Origin of the sequence: Oscillibacter valericigenes, from assembly GCF_021531435.1 — a bacterium.
In the GTDB taxonomy this organism is placed as follows: domain Bacteria; phylum Bacillota; class Clostridia; order Oscillospirales; family Oscillospiraceae; genus Oscillibacter; species Oscillibacter valericigenes_B.
Window position 1 is genome coordinate 1 of record NZ_JAFBIS010000006.1, and the last position, 12,379, is coordinate 12,379.

The window sequence follows — 12,379 nt, forward strand, 5'->3', positions numbered from 1 at the left end:
TCCTTTATATAGTCCTATTGTATCATATTAGTACTATATAGTAAATGCTTTTATGACATTTTTTGCAAAGAACTTTTAGAAAAGCCAAGAGAATTGCAGCTAAAAAACAGCTAAAAGCAAGTGTTCTTTGGCGATTTGTGGCCTCATTTCACGAATGGGTAGGCCTTTATAACCAGAAACTCAATACTTTTGGACTGTTCTTCTATAGTCCAAAATCTTGGGATAGTTTTACTCAATTAGGTTCTGTAATGTTGCATTGTTGTTGGAAAGATTCAATCATCAGGATAAAACAGAACATAATCCGTTCATTGCTGTTAGCGCCGGGCGGAATTCGCCATTGGGGGGATGCGGACAAAATCTTGGAACAAATAAGGTTCAAAAGGAGCCTGTATGTACATTTAAACAACGGATTACGGCCGGCGCTATGCCGGATATAACCAGGTGGACGGCGTGATCCGCTGCGGATGCTGGAGCCATATGCGGCGATATTGGCGTAAGGCGATGCCGAAGGGGGCAACGAAAGAGACCTCCAAGGCAGCCTGGGGCTATGACTATTGCAATAAGCTCTTTACTCTGGAGAAGAAATTTTTCCAAATGAGTGATCTAATACGCAAAACAGCGCGTCGGGCAGCAAATTGGCTGATGCCGTGACATATGCTAAGAACCAGAAGAAATTCCTGAATGCGTTTTTGGAACATGGCGAGGTAGATATCTCAAATAACCTGGCTGAAAACGCAATCCGCCCGTTTGTCCAAGGCCGTAAAGCATGGCTGTTCTGCGATACACCGAAGGGCGCAGATTCCAGTGCGACTGCTGCGGTCCGCAAGAACTGTATCCTTCCTACAAAAAAGATTTCACCCGAGGACCTCTGACGCGAGGCCATCGGGCGTTTTCTTTTTTCCGGGTGATTATTGAGCACTTACAATAAGGAGGCGGGTAAGTGTTCCCAGAAGTGATATATGATTATCGAAAAATCTCTTAAAACAAAATTCCTCTTAGACAGACCCTGGATATTTCCGCGGTCTGCAAGAGGGATTCTGACATTTATGCATTGGGCTCTCTGGGGACGGATCCTACATGACTGATCACAGCCGTATGAACTGCGGGGTTCTTGCCGGAGTCTTGAAATCAGATGTCCCTTGTCTACCCGATCGATTGACTGCTTATCATACCTTTGACCGGTTTGGACTTATTGCCGATTCCTTCAGCAGAGCGGATATTCTAAGAGATAAGACAGCGTTCTTTACAGTGGAAAGATCATTGAATAAGACTGTTCGCAGGGGGGCATCTATAAAATCCTGCGCATGTTCATCAAGTGTTTTCTGCAAAAACAGAGGTTTGCTTTTGGCGCGTTCCTGAGCGGCCGAACCGCTGCTGAAAAACCGCTGTATGAATCTCGTATGTAATGGATAATCGCTCATAAAAAATTTGGGGATCAGGAGACCGGCACCTATCTTCAGAAAGAGATCCAACTTATCGTTGCGGATGAGGCAGAGCGTCTCCGAGTGCAGATTCCACAGCAGCAAATCCGCAACTCTTATCATGCTGAACCGTTTTCTGCCGGAGGGCTCGGAAGAAGGCTTCAGGTAGCCGGCACCGGTCCGACGGAAGATTTTTATGCGTCTGTATGCTCTCTGGCATCTTCAGAATCTCTTAAAACAAAATATAGTGGTTGTTAAATATATAATATAAGAGATAATATGATAATTTATAATACAGACACTGAAGAAAGCAATCCGGGATCACAGATTTCTCTGAAATAAAAAATGCGGAAAAGCAAAAAAGAAAGTACCGATTTTTAACCATTTTGGTTAAAAATCGGTACTTTCTGGTCCGAGTGGCGAGACTTGAACTCACGACCCCTTGACCCCCAGTCAAGTGCGCTACCAACTGCGCTACACCCGGATATTTTCTTTTCCTGCTCGTCTTGAGTCAGCTTGTTTATATTAGCATGGCTTTCCGGAAAAAGCAACCCCTATTTTTGATTTTTTTAAAATTTTTGATCGAGTGCCACATTGAAAAGCAGAAGCTGTCCAGTTTTTGGGACATGCCGGATGTTAAACTGATGAAAAACACAGGGAGCTCAAGCCCCTATATGCGCAAGAGCGCCTTCTCCCCATCAGGCTGGGCGCAATAACCAGCCAACAATCTATGTTGTCTTTGATAAATCTTGTATCAACTACGATCACCATAAAAAAGCGAATAAGGAATTGTCAAAAACTGTAAAAATATGTTATAATTTAACAAAAAGTGATAATCTGCACAGCAGGAGTGAGGTGGTACGATGGAGTTTCCGGCACATATACGCATTCAGGAGGACGGTACGCGGAACATTCAAAGTGTTGCGGAACATTGCCGCGGGGCAGCGCGCTGCGCAGCCGAGTCTCTGGGCGGTATCGGCTTATCCAAAGCGGCCTATCTGACCGGACTGCTGCATGACTTGGGCAAGGCCACGCCGGAATTTCAGGCTTACATCGAGAGTGCGGTCAACGGGGAAGCAGTCCGGCGCGGAGCGGTGGTCCATACCTTTGCAGGGGTGCGGCTGCTGCTGGAGCAGTACCACGGGCCAACGCCGGCTTCTTACGATGACATCACATGCGAGCTTCTGGCGTTCGCCATCGGCTCCCATCACGGATCATTCGACTGTGTCGGTGAAACACGCTCCTCCGGTTTTCAGCACAGGCTGCTGTCCCATGACAGCGAGTACCGCGAAGCCGTGCAAAACTTTTTGAGCAGCTGCGCCGGTCAGGATGAAATCGATTCATTGTTTCGGGCTTCCTGCCAGGAGCTGACAGGTGTTTTCGAAAAAATCCAGGACCAGTTGTGTACAGATGCCGCCCTTGCCCGTCGGGAGCTTCCCTTCTATGTCGGACTTACGGCACGGCTTCTGCTGTCAGCGGTGATTCAGGGCGACCGCCGGGATACCGCGGAATTTATGACCGGAACGGCCCGGCCCGTGTTTCCGGAAGACAGGCGTCCGCTCTGGGAAGCCCGGCTCCGGTATATGGAGCAAAAGCTCGCTCGCTTTCCGTCTGAGACGGACATTCAAAAAGCCCGGCGGCAAATTTCAGACCAGTGCCGTCTTTTTGCGGAACGGCCGGGCGGGGTCTTCCGGCTGAACGTGCCCACCGGGGCGGGAAAGACTCTGAGTTCCCTGCGCTATGCCCTGACCAATGCCGCGCGATGGAACAAATCCCGCATTATTTTCACCGCGCCGCTGCTGACGATTTTGGAGCAGAACGCCCAGGTCATCCGGGACTACGTAGGCAATGACAGCATCATTCTGGAGCATCACTCCAACCTCGTCCGCACACAGGAGACCCCTGAACAGCTGGACCTTCAGGAGCTGCTGGCCGAGGATTGGAGCGCACCTGTCATCATTACCACGCTGGTCCAGCTGCTGAACACCCTGTTCAGCGGAAAGACCACCTGCATCCGCCGGTTTCAGGCCCTCTCCAACAGCATCATCATTCTGGACGAAGTGCAGACCGTGCCCGCAAAAATGCTGACGCTTTTCAATCTGGCCGTGAACTTCCTGTCGGAGGTCTGCGGCACCACCGTGGTGCTTTGCTCCGCCACGCAGCCCTGCCTGGAAAAGACCGCGTATCCGCTGGTATCCGTTCCAAAGGACATCGTCCCCTATGACCGGGAATTGTGGAAGGCATTTCGCAGAACGCAAATTCAAAACGCCGGGAATATGCGGCTGGAGGATATTCCGGCCTTCGCGCTGGAAATTCTGGAGAGCGCGGACAGCCTGCTGATCGTATGCAACAAGAAAGACGAGGCGGCGTATCTCTACCGGGAGCTGTCCCATGGTGATCTCTATTGCTGCCACCTGTCCGCCGCCATGTGCACAGCCCACCGCCGGACGGCGCTGGCCGGTCTCCAGACTGCATTGGCCTCGGGTGAAAAGACCGTCTGCGTGTCCACGCAGGTCATTGAGGCGGGTGTGGACATCTCCTTTGAGCGGGTGATCCGGCTCTCCGCCGGGATGGACAGCGTGGTGCAAGCCGCCGGGCGCTGCAACCGCAACAGCGAGCAGGCCGGTCCCGCTCCGGTCTACCTGGTGCAGTGCCAAAACGAGAATCTGGCAAGGCTGCCGGATATTCAGCGTGGAAAAGACGCCACGGGAGAACTGCTGGCGCAGTACTGCCGGCGGCCGGAGCGGTTCCAGAACGATCTGGCCTCCGACGAGGCGATCGGTTATTACTATCACCGCCTTTATCAGGAGATGCCGGATGGATTTCAGGATTACAGAGTCGAGGGAAAGCACTATACGGTCTTCTCGCTCCTGTCCGACAACAGCTTTTTCTCCGATGACCGGGCGGAGGCCCACGGCACCTACTTTTTGAACCAGGCTTTTCAGCTGGCCGGCAGGCTGTTCCAGGTGTATGACGAGGACAGCCTGGATGTCATCGTTCCATATAGGGAAGGCCGGACGGTAATATCCGCTCTGCGCTCCGACCGGGCCAGGCGGGATCTGGCATACCGCCGGAGCTGTCTGGAGCAGGCCAAGCCATACACGGTCTCCCTGTATCAATACCAGCGGCAGAAGCTGGAGCAGGCGCACGGCCTGCTGCCCATCCGGGACGATGACGCCAGCGTCTGGGTACTGGCAGAGGGGTTCTATGACGAGGAGACCGGCTTCTCACAAAACGGAACCACAGCACAATTTTGGGAGGTGTAAGCGTGAAGAATACGAAATATCCGAATATCGTGGAATTTCAGGTGACCGGAAACTATGCCTTGTTTTCCGATCCCATCCTGCGTCTCGGCGGAGAAAAATGCACCTATCAGGTGCCGACCTACGAGGCGCTGAAGGGCATTTTATCTTCAACGTATTGGAAGCCTACGTTTATTTGGTACATCGATGCCGTCCGGGTAATGAACCCCATCCAAACGGAGGTCAAGGGTATCCGGCCCGTCAAGTACCACGGCGGCAACGACCTGGCGTATTATACATACCTCAAGAACTGCCGCTACCAGGTGCGGGCCCATTTTGAGTGGAACGAAAACCGCCCGGAGCTGGCCGGAGACCGCAGCGAGAACAAGCACCATGAGATCGCCAAAAAGATGATCCGCAAAGGAGGCCGCCGGGATATTTTCCTGGGCGCCCGGGAGTGTCAGGGCTACGTGGAGCCCTGTGTGTTCGGCGAGGGGGCGGGCCATTACGATTCCCTCCCGGAGCTGGGCTTCGGCCTGATGTACCACGGCATCACCTACGCGGACGAGGCGTACTCCGAGGAAACGGCGGGCAAAATGACGGCGAATTTCTGGAGCCCGGTCATGCGGCAGGGCGTGATCACCTTCCCAAAGCCGGAGGAATGTCCCCTGCACAAGATGCTGCGGACTATGGAGGTCAAGCCCTTCGGCGAGGGCAGCTTCACCGGCCTGCGGGAATTCGGGGAGGTGAACTGAATGGGACTGCTGCAAAAGGCCTGTGAGACCTATGACTGCCACGCCCACTATGCGGGCCTGCCGCGGGAGGGCCATGAGACCCTGGCGCCTGTCTCCCACATCCTCACCTCCGCGCAGATCGAAATTACCCTGGATCAGGACGGAAACTTCGTGAGTGCCCGGGCGGTGGACAAAGCAGAGCCGAAAATCGTGATCCCGGTCACGGAGGAGTCCGGCGGGCGCACCTCCGCTCCCTGCGCCCACCCGCTCTGTGAGCAGTTGGGATACCTGGCGGACTATGATGAAAAGAAGCATGCCCTGTATGTGGACCAGCTGGCCGACTGGGCGGACTCGCCTTACGGACATCCCAAGCTCCGGCCCATTCTGGCCTATGTCAGGGGCGGAACGATTTTGACCGACCTGGCCGGGAGCGATGTGATCCATCTGGATGAAACGGGCCGTCCAAAGGACGAGAAGGCGCTGGTGCGGTGGCGTGTCATCGGCCTGGATGCCGAGGAAAACGCCGCCTGCTGGACGGATCAAAGCCTGTTCCGCGCGTTCATCGGCTATTACAGGGCAAAAACGGAGCAGCAGGCGCAGGCGCTGTGCATGATCGGCGGAAATCTGGCCAGGCCCGCCAGCCAGCATCCCAAGGGGATCATCCCCCTGTGCGGCGGCAACGCCAAGCTGATCTCCTCTAATGACAGCAGCGGCTTTACCTACCGGGGCCGTTTTTCGGAGGACTGGCAGGGGGCCACGGTCAGCTATGAGGCGTCTCAGAAGGCCCACAACGCCTTGCGCTGGCTGGCGGCGGAGCAGGGCGCGCAGGCGGTATACGGCGGCAGAGCCTTTTTATGCTGGAATCCCCAGGGGAAAAAGGTGTGCGGTGTGACCGGACCGTTCCGGATCAACACGGAGCCCGTCACGGAGCCCACGGAATATCAGGAGGATCTAAAAAAGGTCCTGCTGGGCTACAAGGCGGCGCTGCCGGAGAGCGCAGGCGTGGTGATCGCCGCCTTTGACGCCGCCACCACGGGGCGCCTGTCCCTGACCTATTACAACGAGCTGCTGGGCTCCGATTTTCTGGAAAGGCTGTACGACTGGGACGCGTCCTGCTGCTGGCCGAACCGAAGGGGCGAGATCTGGTCGCCCTCCCTTCTTCAGATTGTCAACTGTGCCTTTGGAACCCAGCAGGGACAGCTGCTGAAAACCGACGACCGCGTGCTGAAGCAGCAGATGCAGCGGCTGGTATCGTGCCGGGTGGACCGGGCCAGGCTGCCCGCCGACATCAAGCAAGCACTGGTACAGAGGGCCTCCAGGCCGCTAGCCTACGAGAAGGCGGTGCGGGAAAAAATTCTGTTTACCGCATGTGCCGTTTTGAAAAAATATGATTTTGACCGAAACAGGGAGGAATGGAACATGGAACTGGACCCCAGCAAGCATGACCGCAGCTATCAATTTGGACGACTGCTGGCCGTTCTGGAAAAGGTGGAGCGGGATACCTACGGCAGTGACGAGGGGCGGGAGCCCAATGCCATCCGGCAGCAGTCGGTGTTCTGCCAACGGCCCATGTACGCGGCAGCCAACATTGAAAAACAGCTGGAACGGGCCTACTTCCCCCGTCTGCGGCCCGGTACGCGGGCGTTTTACAAAAACCTGATCAGTCAGATCATGGAAGAGATCCACAAGTTCCCGGACAGCCAGTGGAACCAGCCTCTGGCAGATACGTATTTGATGGGCTACTATCTCCAGCGCGGCGCGCTGTACGCACCCAAGGAAAAACATATTGAGGAGGACAACGAAAATGAGCACATTGCAGAATAAGATCGATTTTGTGGCGCTGATCTCGGTCAGCATGGCCAACGCCAACGGAGATCCCCTCAACGGGAACCGGCCCCGGACGGATTACAATGGCTTCGGTGAGATCTCCGACGTGTGTATCAAGCGGAAAATCCGCAACCGGATGCAGGACCAGGGATACAAGGTCTTTGTCCAGTCTGACGACCGGAGCGACGACGGCTGCGGCAGCCTGAGCGAGCGGGCCTCCGCCGTTCTGAAGGGCATGAAGGACCGGGAGGAGGCTGTCAAAAAAGCCTGTGAGACCTGGCTGGATGTACGTACCTTCGGACAAGTATTTGCGTTTAAATCCAAAGATGCCGGTCCCTCCATAGGTGTGCGGGGCCCGGTCTCCATCCATCAGGCGGTCAGCGTCTCCCCCATTGAGGTGCAGTCTCTCCAGATCACCAAAAGCGTCAACGGCGAGCCGGGCGAGAAGCGCTCCTCCGACACCATGGGCATGAAGCATTTCGTCCAGTTTGGACTGTATCAGCTCAAGGGCTCCATCAATGTGCAGCTGGCGGAAAAGACGGGCTTTTCAGAGGAGGACGCGGAGGTCGTCAAGGAATGCCTGCGGACCCTGTTTGTCAACGACGCCTCCGCCGCCCGCCCGGACGGCTCCATGGAGGTCGTCAAGCTCTACTGGTGGCGCCACAACTGCAAAGAGGGACAATACTCTTCGGCCCGGGTGCACCGTTCGGTAAAGGCCACGCTGAAGGACCCGGAGCTGCTCCCCTCTTCCGTCGACGACTATGTCATCACGCTGGAAGAGCTGCCCGGTCTGGAGCCGGAAGTGATCGATGGAGTATAAAGAGGAGGACTATCTCCAGATCTCCGGCCTCCAGCACTTCAAATTCTGCCGCCGGCAGTGGGCGCTGATCCACATCGAAAACCAGTGGGCGGAGAGCTGGAGGACCACGGACGGGAAGATCATGCATGAAAAGGCCCATGACGCATCGTCGAAAGAGCGGCGCGGCGATCTGCTGGTCACCCGGGACATGCCTGTCTTTTCCCGCGTGCTGGGTATTTCCGGCGCCTGCGATGTGGTGGAGTTCCGCAGGTCCGAGGCAGGGGTGCCCCTCCACGGGCAGGAGGGCCTATATCAGCCCTTCCCCGTGGAGTATAAGCGCGGCTCGCCCCGCGGGGACACCTCCAACGCCCTGCAGCTCTGTGCCCAGGCTATGTGCCTGGAGGAGATGCTGTGCTGCGGGATCCCGGAGGGCGCCCTGTATTACGGGGAACCCCGCCGCCGGGAAACGGTAAAACTGACGCAGGAACTCCGGCAGGAGGTCCGGGACTGTCTTGCGGAAATGCACGCGCTGTACGAAAGGGGTTACACCCCCAGGGTGAAACCCACAAAAGCCTGCAGCGCCTGTTCCCTGAAAGAGCTCTGCCTGCCCAGGCTCCTGCGCGGCGGTTCCGCCCGGGACTATGTGAAGGCGAGATTGGAGGAACTATGAGGCATTTGCTGAACACCCTTTTTGTGACATCAGAAGATGCCTATTTGACTCTGGACGGCGAAAATGTAGTGGTCAACCGGGACAAGCAGGAGATGGGGCGGTTTCCTCTGCACAACCTCTCCGGCATCATCTCCTTCTCTTACGCCGGCGCGTCCCCAGCCCTGATGGGGGCCTGTGCCGCGCGGGACATCGGTCTGGCGTTCTGCACGCCGAGAGGCCGCTTCCTGGCCCGCACCACCGGGTTCAGCAATGGAAATGTGCTGCTGCGCCGGATGCAGTACCGCGCGGCGGATGACCGGCTTGTCCAGATGCTTGCCGCTCATTTCTGTGGCTGCGCCGGATGCAGTACCGCGCGGCGGATGACCCCGTCCAGAGCTGCCGGATCTCGAAATACATGATATTCGGAAAATTGTATAACGCCCGCTGGAGTATCGAGCGCACCCGCAGAGACCACGCCCCCCGGATTGACGGAGAAAAGTTCCGGGCCGCGTCAGAGACCATCAGGGGGCTGCTCTCCCAGGTCGCGGAGGCGTCCTCCCCGGAGTCTCTGCGGGGTCTGGAGGGTGTCGGCGCGGCGGCGTATTTCAAGGTATTCGACGACATGATCCTCCGGGAGAAGGCGTCCTTTTATTTCCACGGCAGAAACCGCCGGCCGCCGCTGGACAACGTCAACGCCATGCTGTCCTTTGCCTATGGCCTTTTGGCCAACGACTGTGCCTCGGCACTGGAGAGCGTGGGCCTGGACGCCTACGTAGGATTTCTCCACAGGGACCGTCCCGGAAGGGTCTCTCTGGCCCTGGATCTGATGGAAGAGCTGCGTCCCTGCATGGCGGACCGGTTCGTTCTGACAATGATCAACAACCGGGTTATGACGCCCGATGATTTTGATGAATCGGAAAACGGTGCGGTCCGCATGTCAGACGACGCCAGGAGAAAATTTCTGAAAAGCTGGCAGGAGCGCAAGCAAGAGGTCATTACCCACCCTTACCTGGGGGAAAAACTGCCATGGGGACTGGTGCCATATATGCAGGCATTGCTGCTGGCGCGGTATCTCCGGGAAGATCTGGACGCATATCCGCCCTTTTTATGGAAGTGAGGCACGCCAAATGCTGGTACTGATCACCTATGACGTCAACACGGAAGACGCTGCGGGACGCAAGCGGCTGCGGCAGATCGCGAAACAATGTGTGAACTATGGTCAACGCGTTCAGAATTCTGTATTTGAATGCGTTGTCGATGCAGCACAGGCTAAAATGCTGCAGCACAAGCTCTGCGCGATCATGGATGACAAACGGGACAGTCTGCGGTTCTATTATTTGGGAAATCATTATCAAACCAAGGTCGAACACTTTGGAGCAAAAGCGACTTATGAAGCGGAAGGTGTGCTGATCATTTAAAGGTGCGAAGCGGAAGTGAACAGAGATTCCCGTGTCTGTTCGCACTGTGTTTCTGCCTCGCATATCTGTGTTTTGGAAAAACGCATCCGTTTTCTGCGATTTCCGAATGTCGTTTGCCGTTTCTTTTGTCGTTACCGTATAATGCAGTGCAATAAAAGGGAATTATTTTGTATACTTTTACGTCCCACCCCGCACGGGGTGGGTGGATTGAAATGATTTGCTCCAGGAAGTTGTACCATACTCTCCCAGTCCCACCCCGCACGGGGTGGGTGGATTGAAATTGCCGTATGACCTCACATTTGCACTCCCGACTGAGTCCCACCCCGCACGGGGTGGGTGGATTGAAATTTCAGCTGATACATAAAGCCCTCCCGTTACTCTCAGTCCCACCCCGCACGGGGTGGGTGGATTGAAATGTTGCTTGCCGCTGACTGCGTCGGATGCCATGCCGGTCCCACCCCGCACGGGGTGGGTGGATTGAAATTGCGGGGTAAATCACATCGCCAACCGCGGAAGTCGTCCCACCCCGCACGGGGTGGGTGGATTGAAATTTTATAGCCCGTCCGGGCCTGTACCGCCTGTATGGTCCCACCCCGCACGGGGTGGGTGGATTGAAATTCCACAGTTCCGGCAGTAGAACGCCTTGAACCAGTCCCACCCCGCACGGGGTGGGTGGATTGAAATACCGGCCGCCGGGTCCAGGGCGACGCCGCCCAGGGTCCCACCCCGCACGGGGTGGGTGGATTGAAATTTCACGCCGTGCTCCACCAGGTCCGCCACCACGCCGTCCCACCCCGCACGGGGTGGGTGGATTGAAATTTCTGACTGACCCTCCATATGGCGTTGCTCTTGGGTCCCACCCCGCACGGGGTGGGTGGATTGAAATATCGCCCTGCGTAAGGGTATCTCTTTCCTGATTTGTCCCACCCCCACGGGCAGGTGGATTGAAATGAATTCGGCACAGAGCAAATCGTCGCCCACCATGAGTCCCATTCAACGGAATGGGTGAATGAGCTCTGCCTGCGTAATCTGATCACCCGAACAGAAGTCTTTTTATGAGTCAGGCCTGTCTATTCATAACCTTTTGCCGCAATCTTTAAAACAGAGCAGGTATACACAGATCCATGAAAATCTGTTTTAACATTTTGTTTCCCGGCAGGAACTGCTCCCACCCGTCCAGTATACTTTGCCCTGCTTACCCGGAGCAGCGGCAGGGTCGTTCCATCATTCTTCTGAGCAGCAAAAATTTCCCCGGAGCATCTGTTCGGTCTTGACTACCGGATCATTTTCACCATAATGATATTAAGCATATGACCAATTCCACAGGCGCCCCCCGCTGCAATCAACTGAATTCTTATGGTGAAGGTGAACACAATGAAAATTGGCTTTAACGAAGGCTGCAACCGCTTCTGCGCGGGCCACTCCGTTCTGGAGGACCTGACCCTGTGTGAAAAATACGGCTTCGACTGCATTGACATCCAGTCCGAATGCCTGGACCGCGATCTGGCTGCCGGAACGTGCACTCTTGAGGAACTGGGCGATTTCTTCCGCACCCACAAGCTGAAGATGCTGTCCTACAATGCCCTCGTCGGCTTTAATATGAAGCAGACACAGGCGGAAAAGGACGCTGTCATGGACCATCTGGATGAGATCATTCGCCGCTGCCAGATTCTGGACTGCAAGATGATCGTGGTGGTGCCCTCCATGGACCTGACTGTCCACGCCACACTGGACGACATCAAGGCCGACGCCGTGGCCGTCCTGCGGGAGATGGTGAAGAAGGTGGAGCCCTACGGCATCAAGCTGTCCCTGGAGTTCTGCGGCTGCCCCACCATGTCCATCAACCGCTTTGAGGATGCCTATGCCATCGTGGAGGAAGTTGATCACCCCCTGGTCGGCCTGACGCTGGACCAATACCACTTCCACGCCATGGCTTCCGGCTGGGACGCCCTTGAAAAGGCAGACGGCAGAAAAATTTTCATCTGGCACCTGAACGGCATGGAGAATATGCCCTGCGGCGCAGCCTATAACACCGACGAAAAACGCCTGTGGCCCGGTGAGCCTGGCGACTGCCTGGACCACAAGCGGTACGCGGATACCCTGAAGAAAATCGGCTTCGACGGCGGCGTCTGCACCATCGAAGTGTTCCGCCCCGACTACTACAAGCTCTCCAATGAGGAGAACATCAAGAAGGCCGCTGAGGTCACCCGCGCCCATGTGGAGACCTACTGTTGAACGGAACGAACCGCCCCGCCCGGCCACTTCCCCATTTGGCACTTGATCCGCTCC

8 protein-coding genes, 1 tRNA gene, 3 pseudogenes and 1 CRISPR repeat array are annotated in these 12,379 nt (G+C 56.0%); of the genes and pseudogenes, 10 read left to right on the plus strand and 2 right to left on the minus strand.

Going from position 1 to position 12,379, the window contains the following annotated elements; genetic code table 11:
• Nucleotides 1-435: 435 nt before the first annotated feature.
• Together JQM68_RS13930 and JQM68_RS13935 are read left to right on the plus strand one after the other, a co-directional pair.
• Nucleotides 436-651, plus strand: a pseudogene (locus JQM68_RS13930) (IS66 family transposase); the annotation flags it as partial.
• A pseudogene (locus JQM68_RS13935) lies at nt 627-872 on the plus strand (IS66 family transposase); the annotation flags it as partial. The pseudogenes JQM68_RS13930 and JQM68_RS13935, both read left to right, overlap by 25 nt.
• A gap of 294 nt (nt 873-1,166) precedes the next feature.
• Here JQM68_RS13935 and JQM68_RS04655 read toward each other — a convergent pair.
• Nucleotides 1,167-1,526, minus strand: a complete 360-nt coding sequence (locus JQM68_RS04655) for a hypothetical protein (RefSeq protein WP_235221783.1) — start codon at nt 1,524-1,526, stop codon at nt 1,167-1,169.
• A 303-nt stretch (nt 1,527-1,829) separates the two neighbouring features.
• A tRNA-Pro gene (locus tag JQM68_RS04660) sits at nt 1,830-1,905 on the minus strand.
• A 379-nt stretch (nt 1,906-2,284) separates the two neighbouring features.
• Between JQM68_RS04660 and cas3 the strand changes: the two genes are divergently transcribed.
• The 8 genes and pseudogenes from cas3 (at nt 2,285) to JQM68_RS04700 (ending at nt 12,325) form a co-directional block, all read left to right on the plus strand.
• Nucleotides 2,285-4,687, plus strand: a complete 2,403-nt coding sequence (cas3, locus tag JQM68_RS04665; protein WP_235221784.1) for a CRISPR-associated helicase Cas3' — start codon at nt 2,285-2,287, stop codon at nt 4,685-4,687.
• Between the two features lie 2 nt (nt 4,688-4,689).
• Nucleotides 4,690-5,418 (plus strand): type I-C CRISPR-associated protein Cas5c, encoded by a 729-nt coding sequence (cas5c, locus tag JQM68_RS04670; RefSeq protein ID WP_235221785.1) that lies wholly within the window; start codon nt 4,690-4,692, stop codon nt 5,416-5,418.
• Nucleotides 5,419-7,221, plus strand: a complete 1,803-nt coding sequence (gene cas8c / locus JQM68_RS04675; protein WP_235221786.1) for a type I-C CRISPR-associated protein Cas8c/Csd1 — start codon at nt 5,419-5,421, stop codon at nt 7,219-7,221.
• Nucleotides 7,202-8,044: a type I-C CRISPR-associated protein Cas7/Csd2 gene (cas7c, locus tag JQM68_RS04680; RefSeq protein ID WP_235221788.1), complete on the plus strand. Its 843-nt coding sequence runs from the start codon at nt 7,202-7,204 to the stop codon at nt 8,042-8,044. Before cas8c ends, cas7c begins: the two co-directional genes overlap by 20 nt.
• A complete protein-coding gene (gene cas4, locus JQM68_RS04685; protein WP_235221789.1) occupies nt 8,034-8,693 on the plus strand; it encodes a CRISPR-associated protein Cas4 in 660 nt (219 codons plus the stop codon). Before cas7c ends, cas4 begins: the two co-directional genes overlap by 11 nt.
• Nucleotides 8,690-9,789 (plus strand): annotated as a pseudogene (cas1, locus tag JQM68_RS04690) (CRISPR-associated endonuclease Cas1). The gene cas4 and the pseudogene cas1 overlap by 4 nt, the downstream one beginning before the upstream one ends.
• Nucleotides 9,790-9,799: 10 nt before the next feature.
• On the plus strand, nt 9,800-10,090 hold the full coding sequence (cas2, locus tag JQM68_RS04695; protein WP_235221791.1) for a CRISPR-associated endonuclease Cas2: 291 nt from the start codon (nt 9,800-9,802) through the stop codon (nt 10,088-10,090).
• A gap of 181 nt (nt 10,091-10,271) precedes the next feature.
• Nucleotides 10,272-10,976: a CRISPR direct-repeat array (repeat unit 33 nt; unit sequence GTCCCACCCCGCACGGGGTGGGTGGATTGAAAT).
• A gap of 488 nt (nt 10,977-11,464) precedes the next feature.
• Nucleotides 11,465-12,325: a sugar phosphate isomerase/epimerase family protein gene (locus tag JQM68_RS04700; RefSeq protein ID WP_235221792.1), complete on the plus strand. Its 861-nt coding sequence runs from the start codon at nt 11,465-11,467 to the stop codon at nt 12,323-12,325.
• The last annotated feature ends 54 nt before the right edge of the window (nt 12,326-12,379 follow it).